This is a genomic window from Arthrobacter sp. GW460-12-1-14-TSB2 (genome assembly GCF_059423525.1).
Map to the genome: position 1 here is coordinate 268,491 of NZ_JBWKYC010000003.1, position 22,026 is coordinate 290,516.

Here is a 22,026-nt window from a genome sequence, read left to right on the forward strand (position 1 = left end):
AATCCGGGCCAAAAACTGCCGCAGCGGCCTTTGCAGGGGCTCCCGGCGGCCAGCCCGCCGCTCCGATGTGATGAAGCGAACACTGGCGAAAACAGGCGGCCGGTTAAAGAAAAACGGGCCGGCTCGAAAGCCGGCCCGTTTTCAGCGCCTGGTGCTGCTAGGGCTTACCACTTGCCCTTGCGGTTGAAGTCGCGGTGTCCGCCTTCGTTGCCGTGGCGGGGCTTGCGTGCGCCGTCGCCGTGGCCGCCAAAGCGGGAGTCGCTGGCCTGGCCGCGGTTGGCGCCGCTGTCGGCGCCAACGCTGCGCTCCGAGCGGTCGCTGTAAGAGCGGCCGCCGCGGTCAGCGGAGGACCGCTCTCCGTCGGTCTTGCGGAATTCCTTCTTGAACCCGCCGCTGCCCTTGAAGTTGCCGCCGCGGTCGCCGCCGCCGGAGTAGCCGCCGCGGTCGCCGCCACGGTTGCCCTGGTAACCGCCACGCTCGCCGCCGCCGGACGGCTTGCGGCCGTTGTCCAGCTCGAGGTGGATCAGCTCGCCGCCGATCCGTGTGCGGGACAGGGCGCGCAGCTGCTCGGGGCTCAGGTCTGCCGGGAGCTCCACGAGGGAGTGGTCCGAGCGGATGTCGATGCCGCCGATTTGGGCGGAGGAGATGCCGCCTTCGTTGGCAATGGCGCCAACGATGGAACCCGGCATAACGCGCTGACGGCGTCCGACGGCGATCCGGTAGGTGGCGTTGCCCTCGGTCAGGGTGCGGGTCGGGCCGCGTGAGCCGAAGCCGTCCTTGGAGCGCTCACGCTTCTGGAACTCGGGAGCCGCGGGCAGTTCCTTGACCAGGAGCGGCTGGCCGCCCTGGGCCATGACGGCCAGTGCCGCCGCGATCTCCGAGGCAGGAACGTTGTGCTCTTCCTCGTAAGAGGAGATGAGGTCGCGGAAAGCTGCAACGTCCTCGGACTCCAGGGTCTCGGTGATGCGCTCGGCGAACTTGCCCAGGCGCAGCGTGTTCACGGTCTCGGCCGTGGGAAGGTGCATCTGCTCCACCGGCTGGCGGGTTGCCTTCTCGATGGAACGCAGCAGGTACTTCTCCCGCGGCGTCATGAACAGGATGGCGTCGCCGGACCGGCCTGCACGGCCGGTGCGGCCGATGCGGTGGACGTAGGACTCCGTGTCGTGGGGAATGTCGTAGTTGACCACGTGGCTGATGCGCTCCACGTCAAGGCCGCGGGCCGCGACGTCGGTGGCTACCAGGATGTCGATGCGGCCTTCCTTCAGCGCGTCGACAGTGCGTTCGCGCTGCTGCTGCGGAATGTCGCCGTTGATGGCGGCAGCCTGGAAGCCCCGGGCCTTCAGCTTGTCGGCCAGGTCCTCGGTGGCCATCTTGGTGCGAACGAAGGCGATGACGCCGTCGAACTCTTCAACCTCGAGGATGCGGGTCAGCGCGTCGAGCTTGTGCGGGCCCATGACCTGCAGGTAGCGCTGGCGGGTGTTCGCTCCGGTGGTGGTCTTGGACTTCACCGAGATCTCGGCCGGGTTGTTCAGGTACTGCTTGGACATCCGGCGGATCTGGCTCGGCATGGTGGCCGAGAACAGTGCGACCTGACGGTCCGAAGGCGTCTGCTGGAAGATCTGCTCCACGTCTTCGGCGAAGCCCATGCGGAGCATTTCGTCGGCCTCGTCCAGCACCAGGTACTGGAGTTCGGACAGGTCCAGGGAACCCTTGGAGATGTGGTCGATCACACGGCCGGGCGTACCGACAACAACCTGGGCACCGCGGCGCAGGCCGGCGAGCTGGGGGCCGTAGGCGGAGCCGCCGTAGACGGGGAGGACGGTGAAGTCGTCGATGTGCTTGGCGTAGGAGGTGAAAGCCTCGGCGACCTGGAGCGCGAGCTCGCGGGTCGGAGCGAGGACCAGGGCCTGCGTCTTGCGGGACGGACCGTTGAGGTCGTGGAGCTCGGCCAGGCGGGACAGTGCCGGTACTGCGAATGCTGCAGTCTTACCGGTTCCGGTCTGGGCCAGGCCCACGACGTCGCGGCCTTCGAGCAGCAGCGGGATGGTTGCTGCCTGGATGGGGGACGGCTTCTCGTAGCCGACGTCCTGCAGGGCGGCGAGGACGCGGCCGTCGATGCCGAGGTCGGCGAAGCGGACACCTTCAGCTTCGGTGTCATCGTCGCCGCTGGTCGGATCAGCCTTGGGGGCTTCGGCCTTCGGGGCTTCGGTGGCGGCAGGCGCCTCGGCCTTCGGGGCTTCGGCGGCAGGCGCTTCGGCAGGTGCCGGGGCCTCGGTGAAGACGGGGGCGGAGCCGGCTACGGGAGCAGCGGTCTCGGGGGTTTCTACGGCCGTCTCGGCAGTTGCTGCTTCGGCGGTGGCGTCGTTGTGATTTTCGGGCATAGGGAAGTTTTCCTCATCCATAGGGGGCCAGGCGGCACAACCCGAGGTGAGCGGAGCCGCAGTGCATGTGCCGTTTGGATGCCGGGCAAACATTGACCGGCCGGTCACGTAGAAGTCCGGCGCTTTCGCAATCCCGTGGCAGGACTTCCCGCTGCATCTCTTGGCTGCTATCCCAGCAGTCTGTACAGCGTTTTCTTTAGCCGGCTCTCCCTATGAAAATGCCCGCATCGCTTGTGCGGGCCCCAACACTTGCCAGTCCTGCCTCAAAAATTGGGCAGGAATAAGGGATTTCCGGAGTGGGGGATATTTCAAGTGTAAGGCATGGTTCCGCGTTGCACTAACCCGCCAGCCGCCCAAGGGCGGTGACGTTGCGCACACAGGCTGCGCGGGGCCCGGGAGCTAGACGCCAAGGCGCCGCTGAAGCTTCTCGAATTCCTCGTGGTATTCCGGCTGCAGGCGGATCTCCCCGTCGGCATCTGCATCACGCAGCGCTTCCACATCCTCGATGGTGGGCTCGCTGAACCACTTGCCGATGGTGACGCCGTGCTTGGGAACGAACAGACGGTGGATGTGGTCCCCGGCCCGGATGGTCCCCGGCTTAATGACCCGGAGGTAAGTGCCCACCCGACCCGCCTCGGTAAAACGCTTCACCCACTGGGGTTCGTCCATGCGGCGCTGGAAAGTGGCGCAGGGAACGCGGGGAGATGTAACTTCGACCTCGACGTCGAGGCCGATCTGCCACCGTTCGCCGATCACCGCGGTGGTGGTCCCGATGCCGGCAACGCGCAGGTTCTCGCCGAACACCCCCGGCAGGAGGTCGCGTTGCAGCTCCCCCACCCAGTAGTCGGCGTCATCCTGTGAATAGGCATACAGCGCTTGGTCCACGCCGCCGTGGTGGATGCGGCTCGCCTGGATGTCCCCGTGGAGTCCGAGCTTGTGCACCTTGACCGGACCGTCGACGGCACGTTTGTCGATGGCCGTGACGCCCACGCTCCCCTCATCACTCAGGAGCTGGTGTACCCGGCAGACGGCAAGCACAGATGCGGTGTCCATGGCTACAGTCTAGGTTCTTCCGTCCGGATTGCCGCGGACGCTTCCCGCCAGCCTCCGGCGCTTTGGCGTCAGGGATCGAAGCGGTACCCCATCCCGGCCTCCGTGTGCAGGTGGCGCGGCCTCGCCGGGTCCTGCTCCAGTTTGCGCCGCAGCTGTGCCAGGTAGACGCGAAGGTACTGGGTTTCCTTCGCGTACGCCTGTCCCCACACCTGGGTGAGCAGCTGCTGCTGGCTGACCAGCTTGCCGGCATTGCGGACCAAGAGCTCGAGGATATTCCACTCCGTGGGCGTGAGCCGGACTTCCTGCCCGTCCCGGACCACTTTCCGGGCGGCGAGGTCCACCACGAAGTCCGCCGTCTCCACCGTGGGCGCTTCGCGCTGCGCCGGCGAGCGCCGGGAAGCGGCCCGCAGCCGCGCCAGGAGCTCGTCGAGGCCGAACGGCTTGGTCACGTAGTCGTCCGCCCCGGCGTCGAGCGCTTCCACTTTGTCCTCCGAGGCGTGGCGGGCGGACAACACAATGACGGGCACGGAGCTCCACCCCCGGATCCCCCGGATGACGTCCACACCGTCCATATCCGGCAGCCCGAGGTCCAGGACCACGATGTCCACCGGGTGCTGGGCGGCCAGTTTCAGTCCGTCCGCGCCGAAGCCCGCGGTGATGGCCTGGTAGCCGTGGGCGCGGAGGTTGATCTGCATGGCCCGGGCCAGCTGGGCTTCGTCTTCGATGATCAGTACCAGGGTCACGGCATCGGACCTTCCCACAGCGGCAGGGTGACCACCATGGTCAGCCCGCCGCCCGGCGTCGGCTCCGCTGCCAGGGTTCCGCCCATGGCTTCGCTGAAGCCGTTGGCAACAGCAAGGCCCAGTCCGATCCCCACGGTGCGGCCACTGCCGGTGCGCTGGTAATCGTTGAGCCGCTGGAACGGCTGGAACATGTCCATCACGGCGGCCGGGGCCACCCCTGAGCCGTGGTCCACCACGCGGAACTCGCTGGCCGGCCTGCCACCGAGCGCGATCCCCTCCCCCGCACGGGCTGTCAGCACCACATCGGCCTCCGGCGCGTATTTGAGCGCGTTCTCCACCAGGTTCGCCACCACGCGCTCCAACATCCCGGCATCGGCTTCCACACGAGGGAGGTTGGGCGGCAGTTCCACCCGGATCCGTGCCGCGGGCAGCCCCCTCAGCGCATCCGGCAGGACGTCCGTCCAGCCCAGTCCGCGCAGGAGCGGGTTGACCGAATCAGCCGTAATCCTGGACATGTCCAGCAGGTTGCCGATCAGGTGGTCCAGACGGTCGGCCGAGTCCTCGATGGTGGCGAGCAGCTCGCGTTCGTCTTCCGGGGAAAACTTCACATCCTCCTGGCGGAGGCTGCTGACCGCCAGCTTGATGCCGGCCAGCGGGGTGCGGAGGTCGTGGCTGACGGCCCGCAGGATGGATGTGCGCATCTTGTTGCCCTCGGACAGCCGCTGGTTGTCCTCCATGCTCGCCACGAGCTGCCGCCGTTCCAGGATGGCCACCAGGAACGCCCCGAAGGCGGCCAGCATCCGCTGGTGCTGGCCGGTAAAGGGCTGACCGGCCGGCGGCCCGCCGTTGATCAGCAGCGTGTATCGGGAATCGACGACGACGGCGTGGTGGGCGGCCGCGCGGGTCACCGGCGGGGTGGTCCCGGCGCTGGCAAGCACTGTCCCGCCGGCGTTGCTGTCCGTCCCTGGTCCAGGACCGCGGCCGACGGCGGATCCCGTACCCCGGGCGCCGCCCGGGGTACGGGAGCCACCCGGTGCGCTTCCCGCCACCAGGGTGACTGCATCTACTCCCAACCGGCTGCGGACCTTCTCGAGGAACGTCTCCAGGCTGCCGTCGGAACTGAGGATCCGCAGGGAGAGCTCGCTCAGTGCCGTGGCTTCGGCCCCGGAACGCGCGGCTTCCTGCGCCCGGCGGCTCGCCAGGCCCACGGCAAGGGCCACACTGCAGGCCACCGCCAGGAACACCAGGAGGGTGAACAGGGTGGAGGGATCGGCAATGGACAGCGAACCCACCGGATCGGCGGAGAAGTAATTGAGGAGCGTTGTGCCCAGGACCGCCGCCACGACGGCGGGCCAGAATCCCCCGATCGCAGCCACCGCCACGGCGACCGCAAGGTGGAGCAACATGATGATGGCGAAGTTCCGATATCCCGCGAGCGTCACCAGGACTTCCACGGCAGGCGGCAGCACCGCCGCAAGCACGATGCCGATGAGGAAACGGCTCCGCCCGATTCCCTGGAGCGCGGAGCGCGCCCTCCCGGAACCTGCCGTCCCCGAACGTACTGTCCGCGCACGTACTGTCCGCGCACCTGTCGTCCCGGAACCGCCAGGGCCGGATCGAGCGGCGCCACCGCGAGCGGATTCAACTGCTGCCATGGCTCCATCTTGGCATGGGCAGCTCTCCCCCGTTTTCCGTTAACAGCGCCTCGGTCCAGGCACTAGGCTGACTTCAGGATTTACACAGCTGTGTCTTGCCGGGACGGCCTTCCCGCACGTGCTTCTACGCCCGTGGCCGGTCACAGATTGAGCATGGACAACCGAGGGGGACCCATGGAACCGCAGGACCCGAACCAGGATCCTTCAAAGGATCCGAAGAACACCCGTTCCGGTCAACAGGGCGGCACGCCGGAAGGGACCCCCGGTCCGGAAGGCTCCACGCCAGGCTGGATGACCGCGCCCGGGGATTTCACGCCGCAGCCGCACGATCCCGCCACCGGGCAACTACCGCCCTGGCAGGTGCCCAAACCAGAGCTTCGACCGGAACTGCTCAACGGTTCCGCGGCGGGCGGCCGGACTGCCGAAGCCGGGAAGCCGGACGCCGGGAAAAAGGCCGGGCGGCGGCAAAAGGCCGCGGCTGCAGGGCAGGGTCCCGTGTCAGGACCGGGTATGCCCGGAGCGCCGGGCACCGGTCCGGACCCTGTGATCGACCCCTTCGAACACGAACGCGAGCGGGAAGCAGCGGCACGTAAGAAGCGCTCGCAACGCCGTACCGTCGTCGTCGGCCTCGGCGTCACTGCCCTGCTGGCAGGCACCATCACCGCCATTGTGGCCAGCAACGAGGCGGAGGCCGACTACGCGCAGGTCTGCTTCAACGACGAAACCGGCGAGCGCGTGGATGACGCCCAGTGCGACAACAGCAGCAGCGCCGGCCGGAGCTCCGCCATCTACGCCTGGTACTTCTACTCCCGCGGCTCCAGCGTCCCGGCCGTCGGGCAGAACCGCTCGCAGTACCCCAGCTTCACGAAGACCGCTCCGCAGGGGGCGAAAACGTCCAAGGGCTACAGCACCAAGGGCGGCACGGTCAGCAGGGGCGGCTTCGGCAGCAGCTCCAAGGGCGGAAGTACGGGAGGCTAGGCATGAAGAGACTGAGTGCAACCCCCAGGCCCGACTGGAAACAGAAGATCGAGGAACAGGGGCTCGTCTTTTCCACCACCACCATGCCGGACGGCAAGAAGATCGAGTACTGGAACGAATCGGCCTACTACGAATTCACCATGGACGAGGTGGAAACCCTCGAAAAGACGGCCGAGGATATGCACCTGATGTGCCTTGAGGCGGCCAAGTACCTTGCAACCGGAGCCATGGGCAACATCGGGATCGGACCGCAGGCGCTGGAGCTGGCCGCTGAATCCCTGCAGGCCGGGGACATGGACATCTACGGCCGGTTCGATTTCGTCTACGACGGTCACGGCGGCCCGGCCAAGATGCTGGAGTACAACGCGGACACCCCCACTGGGCTGATCGAGGCTTCGGTGGCGCAGTGGTTCTGGCTGCAGGACGTGTTCCCGGAGAAGGACCAATGGAACGGCATCCATGAAGCCCTGATCCGGCAGTGGAAGAAGCTCCAGTACCGCACCGGCATGAGCACCCTGCACATTGCGCACTCGGAAGCGGAGCAGTCCGGCGAGGACTGGATGACGGCGGCCTACATGCGCGACGTCGCGGGCCAGGGCGGCTGGACCACCATCGGCATCAACATGTCCGACATCGGCTGGGACCCCAACCTGAACCGCTTTGTGGACCTGGACAACTTCATGATCAGCACCATCTTCAAGCTGTATCCGTGGGAGCTGATGATGAAGGAGCCCTTCGGCCAGCGGCTGCTCCAGCGCGCCCACAATCCGCGCTGGGTGGAGCCGGCGTGGAAGATGCTGCTGTCCAACAAGGCGCTCCTGGCAGCGCTGTGGCACCTGTACCCGGAGCACCCGAACCTCCTCCCGGCGTACCTGAACGAGCCCGGACCGCTGAAGGAATGGGTGGCGAAGCCCCTGCACGGCCGCGAGGGGGACAACATCAAGATCCACGCGGCCGGCATCAACATGGAACAGCCGGGCGGCTACGGGCGCGAAGGCTGGTGCTACCAGCAGTTCCACTCGCTGCCCGATTTCGACGGCAACCACCCCGTCCTGGGGCTGTGGGTGGTGGATGGCGAGTCCGTGGGCTGCGGCATCCGCGAATCCGACGGCCCCATCACCGATTACTTCTGCCGGTTCGTCCCCAACACGATCGACGCCCCGGCCCCTCTTTCAGTCCAGGCCGCCTCGGCCTCCTCCAGCAAAGCAGGTATCGCACTATGAGCACAGGGAACTCGACGGCGGGAGTTCCGTCCAAGGGGCTGCGTGCCGGCATCCTGGACCTGGGCGACTCCGTCATGCTGGGCCTGGCTTCCACCGCTCCTGTCTATTCGCTGGCCGCCACGCTGGGCCTGATCGTCGCAGTGAACGGCAACTACACGCCGCTGATCCTGCTCCTGGGCTTTGTGCCGGTGCTCTTCATCGCCTACGCCTTCCGGGAACTCAACAGCGCCATGCCGGACTGCGGCACCACCTTCATCTGGGCCCGCCGGACGTTCGGCCCGTGGGCCGGCTGGCTGGGCGGCTGGGGCGTTGCCCTGGCCGGCATCGTGGTGCTCGCCAACCTGGCCCAGGTGGCCGGGCAGTACCTGTGGCTGCTGATCGGCGACGGTTCGCTGGCGGAAAACGACCTGCTGGTGACGGCCACGGGCGTAGTGTTCATCATTTTCATGACACTGGTGAACTACCGCGGCATCCGGCTTGGCGAGCATGTCCAGCGGGTCCTGACGTACGTGCAGTATGTCTCGCTGGGCATATTTGCCCTGGCCATCGTGTTCCGGATCGCCGGCGGGGCGCCGGAGGGCCAGGCTTTCAACATCGAGTGGTTCAACCCAGCAGGCGCCTTTGCCGACCCCGGCGCAGTGGTGCACGGCGCCCTCCTGGCACTCTTCATCTACTGGGGCTGGGACACCTGCCTGGCCGTGAACGAGGAAACCGAGAATCCGGCAACGACGCCCGGCCGCGGCGCCGTCATCTCCGCCTTCGTCCTTATGGCGATCTACGTCTCGGTGGCGCTGCTGGTGATGATGTATGCCACGGTGGGCACGGACGGCATCGGCCTGGGCAACGCCGAGAACCAGGACGACGTCTTCCTCGCAATGAAGGACGTTGTGCTGGGGCCCTGGGGCTGGCTGATCGTGGTGGCGGTACTGGCGTCGGTTCTGTCCTCGACCCAGACCACCATCCTGCCCACCGCCCGCGGCACGCTGTCCATGGGCGTCCACGGCGCCCTGCCGGCCAAGTTCGGCGAGGTCCACCCGCGCAACCAGACGCCGGGGTTCTCCACGCAGGTGATGGGGGCTGCCGCCGTCGTGTATTACGTGGCCATGAGCTTCCTCAGCCAGAACCTCCTCTCCGACTCGATCAGCGCCATCAGCCTGTTCATCGCGTTCTACTACGCACTGACCGGCTTCGCGTGCTTCTGGTTCTTCCGCGGGACGCTGCGCGATTCCGCCCGCAACCTGTGGTTCCGGGGCCTCCTGCCGCTGATTGGCGCCCTGATGCTGACCGCCGCGTTCTTCATCTCCGCCGTCCAGATGTGGGATCCGTCGTACGGCGACACGGAGATCTTCGGCGTGGGCGGTGCCTTCGTCAGCGGCGTGGTGCTGCTGGCCTTGGGCGTCGTGCTGGCCGTGGTGTGCCGCTTCGCCCCTGCCACCCGGGACTACTTCCTGGCGAAGCGGCCGGCGCCCAGCAGACTCTAGCCGCCGCGGGATGAAGCCTCGCGAAAGGCGGAAGCCGTAGGATGCTCCAATGAGCAACGCCGCTGACCTGCCCTCTGTTTCGGACACCTCCGATGTCCTCGCCCTGGACGCCCTGCTGACCGCTGAAGAGCTGGCGGTCCGTGAGCGGATCCGCGATTTCACGGAGCAACGGATCAAGCCGGACATTGCCCGCTGGTACGACGACGCCGTCTTTCCGCTCGATCTTGCCCCCGAACTGGGCGAGCTGGGCGTTCTCGGCATGCATCTGCAGGGTTACCGCTGCCCGGGCCGTTCCGCCGTCGAGTACGGTCTGGCCGCCATGGAGCTGGAGGCCGGGGACTCCGGGATCCGCACCTTCGTCTCGGTCCAGGGATCCCTTGCCATGACGGCCATCCACCGCTGGGGGTCAGAGGACCAGAAGCAGGAATGGCTCCCCCGGATGGCAGCCGGCGAGGTGATCGGCTGCTTCGCCCTGACTGAACCTTCGGCGGGCTCGGATCCTTCCTCAATGACCACCGTCGCACGCCGCGACGGTTCCGGGGACGACGCCGGCTGGGTGCTCGACGGCGCCAAGCGCTGGATCGGGCTCGCGTCCGTTGCCGGCGTGATGGTGGTCTGGGCCATGACCGACGACGGCGTCCGCGGCTTCCTGGTCCCGGCCGGAACACCCGGGGTCACCGCGACGCCGATCGGCCGGAAGCTTTCGATGCGCGCCTCGATCCAGTGCGATGTGATGTTCGACGGCGTGCGGCTGGGACCCGAGGCCCTGCTGCCGGGTGCCCGCGGCCTCAGCGGCCCCTTCACCTGCCTTAACGAAGCGCGGTACGGGATTGCCTGGGGTGCGATGGGGGCTGCCCGCGATTCCTACGAAGCCGCGCTCAAGTACTCGCAGGACCGGCTCCAGTTCGGCAGGCCGCTGGCCGGCTACCAGCTCACCCAGGAGAAGCTGGTGAACATGCTCGTGGAGATCCAGAAAGGCACCCTGCTGGCACTCCATCTGGGCCGGCTGAAGGACGCCGGCACGCTGAAGCCGGAACAGATCTCCCTCGGCAAGCTGAACAATGTCCGCGAGGCGTTGGCCATTGCCCGGGAGGCCCGCTCCATCCTGGGAGGCAACGGGATCACGCTGGACTACTCGCCGCTGCGGCACGCTGCCAACCTCGAGTCGGTGCGGACCTACGAGGGCACGGACGAGGTCCACACGCTGATCCTGGGCCAGCACATCACCGGCATCGGCGCCTTCCGCTAGGTCTCTCCCAACTGGCTCGCAGTTAACGTCGCGAAAAGCGCGTTTGACGACGTTAACTGCGAGCCAGTTGGGCTGACGCGGGAAACCTAGGCCGAGAAGCCGCCGTCGGACTTGATCAGCTGCCCGGACACCCAGCGGCCCTCGGGCGAGAGCAGGAACGCCACCGTTCCCGCCACATCCGCAGGGGTTCCGAGCCGCCCGCCGGGCTGGCGCCGGGTGAGGTCCTCGCGTACCTGTTGGTCCATCCAGCCGGTGTCCACCGGGCCGGGATTCAGCACGTTTGCCGTGATGCCCAGCGGGCCCAGCTCCCGGGCCGCGGCAATGACGGTCCGGTCCAGCGCTCCCTTGGATGCGCCGTACGGCAGGTTGAACGCTGTGTGGTCACTGGTCAGCGCCACGATCGCGCCGCCGTCGTGCGCCGCCTGCCGGGCGAAGGCGGCGATCAGCTGCCAGCTGGCCCGGGTATTCACGGCGAAGTGCCGTTCCCAGCTTGCCAGCGTGGTGTCGAGGATGCCGGAGTCCACGGACTCGGCGTGGCTGAGCACCAGCCCCTGCAATGTGCCGGCCTGCTCTGCCACTGACTCCATGAGCCGGTCCACGGCCTGTGGATCCTCCAGGTCCGCCGGTAGCGCAAAGACGCGGGCGCCGGTTGCTTCCAGCTCCGCTGCGAGGCGTTCGACGTCGTCCGGCTGGACTCCCCAGGGCATCCGGGAGTCGTAGTCCTGCCAGTACGTCAGCACCAGGTCCCAGCCTTCGGCGGCCAGGCGCCTGGCGATGCCGGCACCGATTCCGGCCAGGCGGCCGACGCCTGTGACCATTGCCGTCCGGTTCATCCGGGCACGTCAGCCAGCGAGCCACGCCGGAGCACCACGAGCCAGCAGGCCAGGATGGCCACCGCGCAGAAAACGCCGGCGCTGGAGGCCATGAGCCAGGGCTCGGGCACCTGGAAGTCCAGGTTCTCCGCGCCCAGGGCCTCGCCGATGCTTTTGGGCGAAAAGAAGAACACGATAATGGATGCCCCAAGCACGCCGCCCATGACCCAGCGGGTTGCCCGGTGGCGGTACGGCGTCTCGCGGAGGGTCCATGCGAAGGCCGGAAGCACGGCTGCCATCCAGACCCAATGGTGGGACCAGGAGACAGGGCTGATGAGGAGCATGGTGAGGGCCGTCGCGGAAATGGCCACCACGCGGGCGCCCTGCTCGCTCGCAGCCTTGATAACCATGGCACCCATGCCCGTCACCAGCAGGCTCAGCAGCAGCCAGGGGACGGTGACGCCGGCTTCGGGAACACCGAAATGCAGCAGCGCGCCCTTGATGGAGAGGTTGTCCACATAGCCCGCCCCGCCGATCCTGGACGTGTCCGGGAGGATTTCCAGCCAGAACGTGAACGATTCCGCCGGGCGGACCAGCCAGCCCAGAAGCACGGTGAACGCGAACCCGCCGGCCATGTTGAAAAGTCCGCGCCAGTCCTTGCGCACCAGGAAGTACAGCCCGAAGACCAGCGGTGTCAGCTTGATGCCGGCGGCCATGCCGACGAGGAAGCCGCGGCCCGGAAAACCCTGGTTCCAGCGCTGGTTCCCGGCCAGGAGGTCGGCGGCCATGAGCCCCATGAGCAGGATGTTGACCTGGCCGAACGCCAGTGTCTCGCGCCAGGGGCCCAGGTTGATGACGGCGAGCAGCAGGATGACGGCACCCCACCGGTTGCGGGTTGCCTTTAACCCGGCGCCTCCGAAGGTGCTGCGCCAGTCCTGCTTGGCGCTCCAGTAACGCACACCGCGCACGGCGACCCACACTGCCACGGCCACCCCGGCGGCGTTGAAGAGCATCAGGGCGGATTCCTCCGGCAGCCTGGCCAGCAGGCCGAACAGCAGCGCGGCGAACGGCGGGTACGTGAACGGCAGTTCCGGGCCTCCGGCCCAGCCCACAGTCCTGCTGTACAGGTTCGACGGCGCCTGGCCGGCTTCGTTGAGGATCTTGCCGCCGTGCCAGTAAACGCTGAAGTCCAGGCCCTGCTCACCCCAGGCATCAAGCCTTGAGGACAGAAAGACGGCGGTAGCCAGGATGGCCAGCAACGTCACCAGCTCGCCGGAGATGCCCAGCGCCAGCCGGCCGCGGTACCTGGCCCCGGCGGTTCTGGGTGCGGCAGTCATCGGTGCGGCAGTCCTCAGCGCGGCGGTCCTCAGCGCGGTGGTTCCCTTGCCGGCGTCGTTTTCGGCGTCGAGCAGTGCCATCCCGTGTCCCCAAACGTTTGTTCCTGCAGAGCGGCGCCACTGTGGGCGCGTTAGCGCGTATCGCGATGTTGTGCCGGCTGACTCGCGCCGGATCAGGCGCGTCCTCCCCACATCCTACTGAAGCAGCGGGCCCGTCCCCTGCTACGCAGCTCGGCGTGGCACGGGCACCCGGCCCTCAGCTGTCAGCGCCCAGTACTCAGCGTCCGGCGGTTAGCACTCAGCGCTCAGCGGTCCTGGCCTCCACCAGGACCGGTTCCCGCGCAGCGGCGTCCTTGCGGATGGTGGCGCTGATGACGGCGGCAATGGTGCACATGGCAGCTGCGCCGAACCAGGCGTAGGTGTACTGGCCGGTCGCGTCGCGGATGGCGCCGGCGGCCAGGGCTGCGGCGGCCGCGCCGAGCTGGTGGGCGGCGAACACCCAGCCGAACACCACACTGCCGTCGGCGCCGAAGACCTGACGGCAGATGGCGGCGGTGGGCGGAACGGTGGCCACCCAGTCCAGTCCGTAGATCACCACGAAAACGATCATGCTGGGCTGGACCGTGGCGCTCAGCAGCAGCGGCAGCACCAGCAGCCCGATGCCGCGGAACTGGTAGTACACCGCAAGCAGGATCCGCGGATTGAAGCGGTCCGTCAGCCAGCCGGAGGCGATGGTGCCCACGATGTCGAAGATGCCGACGACGGCGAGCAGGCCCGCCGCCGTGGTTTCCGCCATGCCGTGGTCGTGCGCGGAGGGGATGAAGTGGGTGCCGATGAGCCCGTTAGTGGTGGCACCGCAGATCGCGAAGCCGGCCACCAGTGCCCAGAACGTCCGGACCTTGCTGGCGCGTTTGAGCACCTGGAGTGCCCGGACTGCCGCATTCCCGGCGGGTGCTGCAGCACCCCCGGGCACGGTTGTACCGGGCGCGGGTTCAGGCGCCTGTTCCGGGACGGCGTCGGCGCCATAGGGCAGCACTCCGGCGTCGGCGGGTGAGTTCTTGAGGAATTTGAGCACCAGCGGCACCACCGCGAGGGCGCCGGCGGCGATGAGCAATGATGCCTGCCGCCAGCCGGGATCCTGGGCGAGCATGGCAATGAAGGGCAGGAAGACCAGCTGCCCCGCGGCGCTGCCCGCCGTCAGGATGCCGATCACCAGGCCGCGGCTCTTGCTGAACCAGGTGTTGGCGATGGTGGCGGCGAAGACCAGTGCCATGGACCCCGTGCCCAGTCCGATCAGCAGCCCCCAGGTCAGCAGGATCTGCCACGACTGGTTCACCAGCACCGTCAACGCACTGCCGGCCCCGATCAGCACGAGGGCCACCGAGGTCACCGCCCGGATGCCGAACCGTTCCATGAGCGCGGCGGCGAACGGCGCGGTGAGGCCGAACAGCACCAGGTTGATGCTGACGGCAGCGGACAGCACAGTGGTGGACCAGCCGAACTCGTTCTGCAGCGGCACCATCAGGACGCCGGGGGCGGCCCGGAAGCCGGCAGCGCCCACCAGTGCCAGGAACGCAACGGCGGCCACAATCCACGCGGGGTGCAGCTTTCTGCGCGTCCGTTTGGTGGGCGCGGGCTGCAGGGCGGTCTCGGGGGCGTTCATGCTGCGGGTCCGTTCTGTGAAAATGCGTCGCGGGAGGGAGCCGGGGCGGTGGCCAGCCGGACCGGCTCCGGTGTGCGGGTGAGGCTGTGCCAGCTGGTGTTTTCGGCAGTGAGCCGCTCACCGCAGGCGGTGCAGCTGTCCGCGGAGGTCGTGCGCTGACCGCACGTTGTGTGGATGACAAACATGTGCGCCTGTTCGGACGGCGCCGGGAGGTGCTTTTCGGCCCAGATCACGACGGCGTTGAGCACCGGCAGTGCGTCCTCACCCTTCTCGGTGAGCACATATTCCTGCCTGGTGCGGCCGCCGTCGTCGTACGGTTTCCGCTCCAGCAGCCCGGCGTCCACCAGACCCGCAAGGCGTTTGGTGAGCACGGAATCGGCCACCATCAGCCGATTCTTCATGGCATCGAAGCGGCCGTTGCCGAAGAAGACCTCGCGGAGCACAAGCATGCTCCATGGGTCGCCAAGGATGTCCAGGCCGCGCGCCATGGCGCAGCTGCGTTGGGACCAGTCGGAACGGAGTGCCATGCAGGCAACCGTAGCTGACTTTCTTCAAGAAAGCTAGCATTCTCCCGAGGCCCACGGGGCCCCGGGGTTACGGGCGGAGCGCGGCCCTCGAGGGGTGGTACGCGAGGGCCCAGTAGGCGAGCATGGCGATGCCGCACACCACGCCCAGGCTGGACACGGTGAGCTGCCACTGCGTCTGCGGGTCCTTGCCCCATTCGGCTGCTCCGGCCCAGACGGCCAGGTTCTTTGGCGTCATGTAGAAGGCGATGGTGGAGAAGACCACGATGACCCAGCCGGCCGTGCGCATCCTGCCGTTTCGTGACGGCACGCGGTGCATCGCGAAGGCCATGCTGGGCAGTGCTACAGCAACCCAGACCCAGTGGTGCGACCAGGAAACCGGGCTGATCAACAGCATCAGGACGGCGGTGGCGGACACTGCGATGAAGTTCTCGTCAGCGTCCACCGCCCATTTGATGACCAGGGCGGCGAGAACCACCAGCGCCAGCGAGAGGCCCAGCCACGCCAGGTTGGTCAGTGACGAGTCCGGCATGCCGACGTGCAGGAGCAGCCCCTTGACGGACAGGTTGTCCACGTAGCCGGGACCGCCGATCCGTCCGGTGTCCGGCAGGATCTTGGTCCAGAAGGTCAGCGAGGCATTCGGCAGCAGCGCCCAGGACAGCGCAATGGAACCGAAGAAGCCGGCGGCCATCCAGGCCAGCGCCTTGAAATCGCGGCGCACCAGGAAGTACAGGCCGAACGCGAGCGGGGTGAGCTTCACTCCGGCGGCCAGACCGATCAGCAGGCCTGCGGGCCAGCGGATTTCGCCCGCACGCGACTTCCCGTACAACGCGAAATCAGCCAGGATTACGCCCATCAGGATGATGTTGATCTGGCCGAAGACAAACGTGTCCCGCCATGGCCCCAGGAGCAGGATCGCCCCGGTTCCCAACAAGGCGGTGGTCCTGAAGCGGTAGTCGGCGAAGGCCGCGCGCCATGTCTTCATGCCGAAGTAGTGCCGGGCCAGCCAGCCGGCCACCACCGCGGCGCCGGCCAGGGCGGCACCGATGAAAAGCAGGCTGCTCGCGCCGAAGTCCATGGTGGCCAGGGCGGCAAAGAGCAGCGCAGCGAACGGCGGGTACGTAAACGGCAGGCCGTCCCGCGGCGCGTAGAGCTCGTTGACGCCGCCTTCACCCGTTGCCAGCACGCGGCCGCCGCCGTAGTAGTAGACCTCGAAGTCGTTCATGAACGGCTTGTAGTCCGTGTACAGGAACCACACTGCAAAGGCCAGGATCAGGGCACCCGCCGCCGTCGCGAGCCAGCCGCGGGTGGTGGGCGATACGGCCCGAAGCGAGATGGTCACCGGCTGCTAGCTGCCCGTCCCGATGAAGGTGAAGGCGTGCTCCAGGTCCGCGATGAGGTCCTCGACGTCCTCGATGCCGCAGGAGAGCCGGATCAGGTTGACCGGAACAGCCAGCTCGGTTCCCTTGACGGAGGCGTGGGTCATTTCGGAGGGGTAGTTCATGAGCGATTCGATGCCGCCGAGGGATTCGGCCAGGGTGAAGACCGAGGTGTTCTCCGCGACCGTGCGGGCCGCGGCTTCACCGCCCTTGAACTGCACGGAGATCATGCCGCCGAACTTCTTCATCTGCTTCTTCGCGAGCTCGTGGCCCGGGTGCGAGGGCAGGCCCGGGTAGAGCACGGCCTCCACTTCGGGGCGCTCCAGCAGCCACTCGGCCACGGCCTGGGCGTTGTCGCTGTGCCGGTCCATCCGGACACCGAGGGTCTTGAGCCCGCGGGTGGTGAGGAAGGCGTCCATGGGGCCGGACACCGCGCCAACGGCGAACTGGACGAAGCCGATCTTCTCGGCAAACCCGGCGTCGTTGACCACGATCGCACCGCCGACGACGTCGGAGTGGCCGCCGATGTATTTGGTGGTGGAGTGCACCACGATGTCGGCGCCGAGCGCCAGCGGGGTCTGCAGGTAAGGAGAGGCGAAGGTGTTGTCCACCACCAGGAGGGCCCCGGCGTCGTGCGCCAGCTTGGCCAGGGCGGCGATGTCGGTGATCTTCATCATCGGGTTCGACGGCGTTTCCACCCATACAAGGCGCGTCTTGCCGCCGTTTGTTCCGCCCGCGGCAACGGCCGTGGCGACGGCGTCGAGGTCCGACATGTCCACGGGCGTGTTGCCGATTCCCCATTCACCCAGCACACGGCTGATCAGGCGGTAGGTTCCGCCGTAGGCGTCGTTGCCCAGCACGATGTGGTCCCCGGGGCGGGTGAGGGCACGGATGAGGGAGTCCTCCGCGGCCAGGCCGGAGCTGAAGGAGTACGCGTGCGAGCCCCCTTCGAGCGCGGCCAGCTGCTCCTGCAGGGCGTCGCGGGTGGGGTTTCCGCCGCGGCCGTATTCATAGCCGTCACGGAGCCCGCCGATTCCGTCCTGGGCATACGTGGAACTGAAGTGCAGCGGGGGCACGACAGCGCCGGTCCGCGGCTCGAAGGCCTGGCCGGCATGGACGGCGCGGGTGTTGAAACCTTGGTTTTCAGAAACAGACATTGAAGGTCCTTTCATACGGTGATCGAGCCCGCATCCGGAGATCGAACTTGTCGATCCGGGTTTCGACAGGCTCAAGCACCGGAAGTTAGTTACTGAGGTAGGCGAGCAGGTCGTGGCGGGTCAGGATGCCCACGGGGGCGCCGACGAAGGTGACCATCACGGTGTCGACGTCGGAGAGCAGTTCGCGGGCGGCGGAGATGGTCTCCAGGGACCCGATCACGGGCAGTCGCTCCCCCATGTGTTCGGAGATCTTGTCGGTCAGCTTCGCCTCGCCGCGGAACAGCTTGGAGGTGAGGCTCCGCTCGTCCACGGCGCCCAGCACTTCGCCCATGACCACCGGCGGCTCCTGGGACAGGACGGGGATATGGGAGACGCCGAACTCGTTCATGATGTTGATGACATCGCGGACGGTTTCGTTCGGGTGGATGTGCACCAGCGCCGGAAGTTCACCGGTCTTCGACTTGAGCACCTCGCCGACAGAGGCCTCTTCGCCGCCGGACAGGAAGCCGTAGGAGCGCATCCACTGGTCGTTGAAGATCTTGGCCAGGTAGCCGCGGCCCGAGTCGGGCAGGATCACCACCACCACGGCGTCCTCGGGCAGGTCCTTGGCCACCTGGAGTGCGGCCACCACGGCCATGCCCGAGGAGCCACCCACCAGCAGGCCCTCTTCGCGGGCCAGCCTGCGGGTCATCTCGAAGGACTCGGCGTCGCTGACGGCAATCACGTCGTCCGGGACGGCCTTGTCGTAGTTCGCCGGCCACATGTCCTCGCCGACGCCCTCCACGAAGTAGGGGCGGCCGGTGCCGCCGGAGTAAACCGAGCCTTCGGGGTCGGCGCCGATGATCCGGACGCGTCCGCCGTCGGCCTCGGGACGGTTGGCGGACACCTCCTTGAGGTAGCGGCCCGTTCCGGTGATGGTGCCGCCGGTCCCGGCGCCGATCACGCAGTGCGTGACCCGGCCGTCGGTGTCGCGCCAGATTTCGGGCCCGGTGGTCTCGTAGTGGCTGCCGGGCGCGGCGGGGTTGGAGAACTGGTCCGGCTTGTAGGCGCCGGGGATTTCGGTGACCAGTCGGTCCGACACGCTGTAATAGCTTTGCGGGCTGTCCGGGGCGACGGCGGTCGGCGTCACCACCACTTCGGCACCGTAGGCCTGCAGGACGGCGCGCTTGTCCTCGCCCACCTTGTCCGGCACCACGAAGACGCACCGGTAGCCCTTCTGCTGTGCCACGAGGGCCAGGCCAACACCGGTGTTCCCGGACGTGGGTTCAACAATGGTTCCGCCGGGGAGCAGTTTGCCGTCCCGTTCGGCCTCTTCGATCATCTTCGCCGCGATCCGGTCCTTGATGGACCCGCCAGGGTTCAGGTATTCCACCTTGGCCAGGACGGTGGCTTGGATGCCATCGGTGACGTGGTTGAGCTTGACGAGAGGCGTGTTGCCGATGAGGTCCAGGACGGACTGGGCGTACTTCATAGGTACAAAGTTACCGTCTCGGGACCGCTGAACCCGCTTTGGCAGCGAGGGTGGGACGATTGGGCAGTGCATCGGTTCGCATGGCTGACAAAGATCAAGAGTTACCTCCTGCCGGGAGCCACTCTCGCGGCAGGCGTGGCCGCCCTTGCCGCGGGCTCGCTCCCCGAACCTGCCTTCGCGGAACTGGCAGGCCGCACCATTCCCATCCTGTCCTTCGTGCTGGCAATGTCACTCGTCACTGAGCTTCTGGACGAGGCCGGCCTGTTCCGGGTGGTGACGGACCGCCTGGCTGCCCTGGGCCGCGGCCGCGTTTTCATCCTGTGGCTCCTGGTTATTGCGGTGGCCACGGTTTCCACGGTGTTCCTGTCCCTGGACACCACGGCGGTGCTGGTGACTCCGGTGGTGGTGCTCCTGGCTGTTCATGCCCGCATTCCGCCCCTGCCGTTCGCCCTGACCAGCATTTGGCTGGCCAACACGGCCTCCCTGCTCCTTCCGGTGTCCAACCTGACGAACCTGCTGGCCCAGGACAGGCTCGGGCTCAGCCCACTGGGATTCGCGGGCCTTGTCTGGGCACCTGCCCTGATGGGAGTGCTGGTTCCGCTCACCCTGTTGTGGCTGGCGTTCAGGCGGGAGCTGCGGGGAAAGTACGGGCCGCAGCCGGTCCACCGCGTCCGGGACCGTGGCCTGCTGATGGCTGCGGCGGGTACGGTGCTGGTGTTGCTGCCCGCGCTAGTGTCCGGAGTGCCGGTGCAGTACCCAGCCATGGCTGCCGCTGCCTTCCTCCTGGCACTCTTCCTGAGGCGGCGCCCTGCCGCGCTGCGATGGTCCATGGTTCCGTGGCGCCCGCTGATGCTCACGGTGGGCCTGTTCATGCTGGTGGAGGCACTGCACGCCAATGGCCTGACCGTTCTCCTGGCGGGGACGGCCGGATCGGGCGACAGCCTGCCCGCCCTCCTGCAGCTGGCCGGACTGGGCGCGGGCGCCGCCAATGCAGCCAACAACCTCCCCGCGTACCTGGCCCTGGAACCGGTGGCGGGATCGCCCGTGAGGCTGGCGGCCCTGCTCATCGGCGTAAACCTTGGTCCGTTGGTCAGTCCGTGGGCGTCCCTGGCCACGTTGCTCTGGCATGAACGGCTCCGGGCGCTGAACGTCCGGATCAAATGGGGCGGATTCGCGCTCGCAGGCCTGGCAGCCGTGGCGCTGACCGTTCCGTTGGCTGTCGTGGCGCTGTGGGTGGTCTCAGGGATGCACTGAGGGGGATGCGCTCAGGCGCTACGCTCCGATGTCGTTCGCTGCGGCGTCGGAGCTGGCGGCAGGGTTGGAGCCGGGTTCGGCGTTCTGCCACAGGCCGACGATGTTGCCTTCGCTGTCCTTGAAATACGCGTTCCATCCCATGCCCGGAACCTCCATTTTGGCCCGGTGGACCGCACCGCCCAGGGCGGCAATTTTCTCCAGGGCCGCGTCAATGTCCTCGACGTCAACAGTGACAACCGGGGCGGTCAAGTCCCCGCGCCTGAACAGACCGCCGTTGATGGACCCGGGAACAGTGGGCCTGCCCGTTTCGTCCATCGGCGTGGTCATCGCCAGGCTGTATTCCATTTCGGGCATGACCTGAAATTCCCACCCGAAAGCGGATGTGTAGAAGTCCCGTGCGCGGTTTTCGTCGTCCGCGGGGATCTCGAAGTGCACCACTCCTCCGGCCACTGTTTCTCACCTGGCATTCCACAGTCCGGCCCTACAGGGCCGGGCGCGGGCGGTCCGCGCCACAACTGGAGTCTAGGCCCGGGCATGCCTGACGGGCAGGGCCGTTTGGCCTTGCCCGTTTCCTGCATTGCCGTTTCCGGCACTGCCCGTTTCTGGAACTGCCCGTTTCCGGCACTGTCAGCCCAGCGTGGGACGATTGTTAAATGACCATCGCAGACGTCCCCGCCGGCCTGGCCGCCGCGGCGGACGCCTCGCTGCGGTGGCATCCCGGCGGCCCGTTCAGCCTGCTGCAGTCCCTCGGAACCTTGATGCGCGGCAACGGTGATCCCGCTTTTGCGTCGGGGCCGGACGGGCTCTGGATGGCGTTCACGACGCCGGGCGGCCCGGTGACGCTGCGTCTCGCCGTTTCCGGGGACCCCCGCGAACCGGCAGTCGACGTTCAGGCATGGGGACCGGGTTCGGAGGAGGCCGTGGCCGCCGCCCCGCGGCTGCTGGGCAGCGGGGACGACTGGTCCGCTTTTGACCACCCGGAGTTCCACGCCACGCTCCCCCGGATGGTGGTGGAGGCCCGACGCCGGAACCTGGCGCTGCGACTCCCTGCCACCGGCCGGATGATTGACTCGCTGGTGCCCACCATTCTTGAGCAGAAGGTCACGGTCATCGAAGCGCGCCGGGGTTACCGCTACCTGGTGTACCGCTTCGGCACCGCGGCACCCTGCGCGGGCACGGTCGCACCGGCGGGGCTGCGGCTTCAGCCCACCCCGGAGCAGTGGCTGCGCGTCCCGTCGTGGGAGTGGCACAAGGCCGGCGTGGGACCGCAGCGTTCGGCAACAGTCATGCGGGCGCTGCGTTCCGCCGTCGCCCTTGAACGTCTGGCGAAGGTGCCGGCCGCGGAAGCAGCGGCCAAGATGCAGACCATTCCCGGCATCGGCATCTGGACCACGGCGGAGGTGGTGCAGAGAACCCATGGCTGCCCGGACTCCATCGCTGTGGGCGACTACCACCTCGCGGCCTACGTGGGGGCCGCGCTGACCGGACGGAGGACTGACGACGCCGGCATGCTGCGGCTGCTGGCCCCGTGGCAGGGACACCGGCAGCGGGTGGTGCGGATGATCGGCCTCAGCGGCTTCCGGAAACCCACGTTCGGCCCCCGCATGACCATCCAGGACCACCGCCGGCACTAGCTACAGTGCGCGCAAGGAGCGCGAACGGACAC

At 67.5% G+C, this 22,026-nt stretch carries 18 protein-coding genes; 6 read left to right on the plus strand and 12 right to left on the minus strand.

The window, feature by feature from the left end:
• Window positions 1-164: 164 nt before the first annotated feature.
• The 4 genes from AC07YR_RS06945 to AC07YR_RS06960 all read right to left on the minus strand — a co-directional run bounded on the left by AC07YR_RS06945 (window position 165) and on the right by AC07YR_RS06960 (window position 5,832).
• Window positions 165-2,381 (minus strand): DEAD/DEAH box helicase, encoded by a 2,217-nt coding sequence (locus tag AC07YR_RS06945; protein ID WP_494733516.1) that lies wholly within the window; start codon window positions 2,379-2,381, stop codon window positions 165-167.
• A gap of 399 nt (window positions 2,382-2,780) precedes the next feature.
• Window positions 2,781-3,434, minus strand: a complete 654-nt coding sequence (locus tag AC07YR_RS06950) for an MOSC domain-containing protein (RefSeq protein ID WP_494733517.1) — start codon at window positions 3,432-3,434, stop codon at window positions 2,781-2,783.
• Between the two features lie 68 nt (window positions 3,435-3,502).
• Complete coding sequence (locus AC07YR_RS06955; protein WP_494733518.1) at window positions 3,503-4,177, minus strand: response regulator; 675 nt, start codon at window positions 4,175-4,177, stop codon at window positions 3,503-3,505.
• Window positions 4,174-5,832 carry a sensor histidine kinase gene (locus AC07YR_RS06960; RefSeq protein WP_494733519.1) on the minus strand — a complete coding sequence of 553 codons (1,659 nt, stop codon included), beginning with the start codon at window positions 5,830-5,832 and terminating at the stop codon, window positions 4,174-4,176. The genes AC07YR_RS06955 and AC07YR_RS06960 overlap by 4 nt, the downstream gene beginning before the upstream one ends.
• Window positions 5,833-6,006: 174 nt before the next feature.
• On the opposite strand from AC07YR_RS06960, the gene AC07YR_RS06965 reads away from it, so the two are divergent.
• The 4 genes from AC07YR_RS06965 to AC07YR_RS06980 are packed head-to-tail and all read left to right on the plus strand — an operon-like array spanning window position 6,007 to window position 10,763.
• Window positions 6,007-6,810: a Tat pathway signal protein gene (locus AC07YR_RS06965; protein WP_494733520.1), complete on the plus strand. Its 804-nt coding sequence runs from the start codon at window positions 6,007-6,009 to the stop codon at window positions 6,808-6,810.
• A 2-nt stretch (window positions 6,811-6,812) separates the two neighbouring features.
• A complete protein-coding gene (locus tag AC07YR_RS06970; RefSeq protein ID WP_494733521.1) occupies window positions 6,813-8,033 on the plus strand; it encodes a glutathionylspermidine synthase family protein in 1,221 nt (406 codons plus the stop codon).
• Complete coding sequence (locus AC07YR_RS06975) at window positions 8,030-9,514, plus strand: APC family permease (protein ID WP_494733522.1); 1,485 nt, start codon at window positions 8,030-8,032, stop codon at window positions 9,512-9,514. Before AC07YR_RS06970 ends, AC07YR_RS06975 begins: the two co-directional genes overlap by 4 nt.
• 49 nt (window positions 9,515-9,563) lie before the next feature.
• Window positions 9,564-10,763 carry an acyl-CoA dehydrogenase family protein gene (locus AC07YR_RS06980; protein WP_055799648.1) on the plus strand — a complete coding sequence of 400 codons (1,200 nt, stop codon included), beginning with the start codon at window positions 9,564-9,566 and terminating at the stop codon, window positions 10,761-10,763.
• An 86-nt stretch (window positions 10,764-10,849) separates the two neighbouring features.
• Here AC07YR_RS06980 and AC07YR_RS06985 read toward each other — a convergent pair whose 3' ends face one another.
• The 7 genes from AC07YR_RS06985 to AC07YR_RS07015 form a co-directional block, all read right to left on the minus strand.
• On the minus strand, window positions 10,850-11,596 hold the full coding sequence (locus AC07YR_RS06985; RefSeq protein WP_494733523.1) for an SDR family oxidoreductase: 747 nt from the start codon (window positions 11,594-11,596) through the stop codon (window positions 10,850-10,852).
• Window positions 11,593-12,993, minus strand: coding sequence for a glycosyltransferase 87 family protein (locus AC07YR_RS06990; protein WP_494733524.1), 1,401 nt, complete (start codon window positions 12,991-12,993; stop codon window positions 11,593-11,595). Before AC07YR_RS06990 ends, AC07YR_RS06985 begins: the two co-directional genes overlap by 4 nt.
• Before the next feature lie 217 nt (window positions 12,994-13,210).
• Complete coding sequence (locus AC07YR_RS06995; RefSeq protein ID WP_494733525.1) at window positions 13,211-14,575, minus strand: MFS transporter; 1,365 nt, start codon at window positions 14,573-14,575, stop codon at window positions 13,211-13,213.
• Entirely contained in the window at window positions 14,572-15,102 is a 531-nt protein-coding gene (locus tag AC07YR_RS07000) for a winged helix-turn-helix transcriptional regulator (RefSeq protein ID WP_055799657.1), read from the minus strand. Before AC07YR_RS07000 ends, AC07YR_RS06995 begins: the two co-directional genes overlap by 4 nt.
• Before the next feature lie 67 nt (window positions 15,103-15,169).
• Window positions 15,170-16,441, minus strand: a complete 1,272-nt coding sequence (locus AC07YR_RS07005) for a glycosyltransferase 87 family protein (protein ID WP_436058301.1) — start codon at window positions 16,439-16,441, stop codon at window positions 15,170-15,172.
• Window positions 16,442-16,447: 6 nt separating this feature from the next.
• On the minus strand, window positions 16,448-17,635 hold the full coding sequence (locus tag AC07YR_RS07010) for a cystathionine gamma-synthase (RefSeq protein ID WP_494733526.1): 1,188 nt from the start codon (window positions 17,633-17,635) through the stop codon (window positions 16,448-16,450).
• An 85-nt stretch (window positions 17,636-17,720) separates the two neighbouring features.
• A complete protein-coding gene (locus AC07YR_RS07015; RefSeq protein WP_055799667.1) occupies window positions 17,721-19,106 on the minus strand; it encodes a cystathionine beta-synthase in 1,386 nt (461 codons plus the stop codon).
• 66 nt (window positions 19,107-19,172) lie between these two features.
• On the opposite strand from AC07YR_RS07015, the gene AC07YR_RS07020 reads away from it, so the two are divergent.
• Entirely contained in the window at window positions 19,173-20,360 is a 1,188-nt protein-coding gene (locus AC07YR_RS07020; RefSeq protein WP_436058303.1) for an ArsB/NhaD family transporter, read from the plus strand.
• Window positions 20,361-20,378: 18 nt separating this feature from the next.
• Here AC07YR_RS07020 and AC07YR_RS07025 read toward each other — a convergent pair whose 3' ends face one another.
• Window positions 20,379-20,810 carry a VOC family protein gene (locus AC07YR_RS07025; protein WP_436058304.1) on the minus strand — a complete coding sequence of 144 codons (432 nt, stop codon included), beginning with the start codon at window positions 20,808-20,810 and terminating at the stop codon, window positions 20,379-20,381.
• Window positions 20,811-21,013: 203 nt separating this feature from the next.
• Here AC07YR_RS07025 and AC07YR_RS07030 point away from each other — a divergent pair, with 203 nt between their 5' ends.
• Window positions 21,014-21,994 (plus strand): DNA-3-methyladenine glycosylase family protein, encoded by a 981-nt coding sequence (locus tag AC07YR_RS07030; protein ID WP_436058305.1) that lies wholly within the window; start codon window positions 21,014-21,016, stop codon window positions 21,992-21,994.
• Window positions 21,995-22,026: the final 32 nt, after the last annotated feature.

Coding starts and splice junctions, on each gene's coding strand:
- AC07YR_RS07030 (WP_436058305.1), top strand. CDS start 21,014: ATGACCATCGCAGACGTCCCCGCCGGCCTGGCCGCCGCGGCGGACGCC.
- AC07YR_RS06990 (WP_494733524.1), bottom strand. CDS start 12,993: ATGGCACTGCTCGACGCCGAAAACGACGCCGGCAAGGGAACCACCGCG.
- AC07YR_RS06945 (WP_494733516.1), bottom strand. CDS start 2,381: ATGCCCGAAAATCACAACGACGCCACCGCCGAAGCAGCAACTGCCGAG.
- AC07YR_RS07010 (WP_494733526.1), bottom strand. CDS start 17,635: ATGTCTGTTTCTGAAAACCAAGGTTTCAACACCCGCGCCGTCCATGCC.
- AC07YR_RS06960 (WP_494733519.1), bottom strand. CDS start 5,832: ATGGCAGCAGTTGAATCCGCTCGCGGTGGCGCCGCTCGATCCGGCCCT.
- AC07YR_RS06995 (WP_494733525.1), bottom strand. CDS start 14,575: ATGAACGCCCCCGAGACCGCCCTGCAGCCCGCGCCCACCAAACGGACG.
- AC07YR_RS06970 (WP_494733521.1), top strand. CDS start 6,813: ATGAAGAGACTGAGTGCAACCCCCAGGCCCGACTGGAAACAGAAGATC.
- AC07YR_RS06965 (WP_494733520.1), top strand. CDS start 6,007: ATGGAACCGCAGGACCCGAACCAGGATCCTTCAAAGGATCCGAAGAAC.
- AC07YR_RS07015 (WP_055799667.1), bottom strand. CDS start 19,106: ATGAAGTACGCCCAGTCCGTCCTGGACCTCATCGGCAACACGCCTCTC.
- AC07YR_RS07000 (WP_055799657.1), bottom strand. CDS start 15,102: ATGGCACTCCGTTCCGACTGGTCCCAACGCAGCTGCGCCATGGCGCGC.
- AC07YR_RS06950 (WP_494733517.1), bottom strand. CDS start 3,434: ATGGACACCGCATCTGTGCTTGCCGTCTGCCGGGTACACCAGCTCCTG.
- AC07YR_RS06985 (WP_494733523.1), bottom strand. CDS start 11,596: ATGAACCGGACGGCAATGGTCACAGGCGTCGGCCGCCTGGCCGGAATC.
- AC07YR_RS06975 (WP_494733522.1), top strand. CDS start 8,030: ATGAGCACAGGGAACTCGACGGCGGGAGTTCCGTCCAAGGGGCTGCGT.
- AC07YR_RS06980 (WP_055799648.1), top strand. CDS start 9,564: ATGAGCAACGCCGCTGACCTGCCCTCTGTTTCGGACACCTCCGATGTC.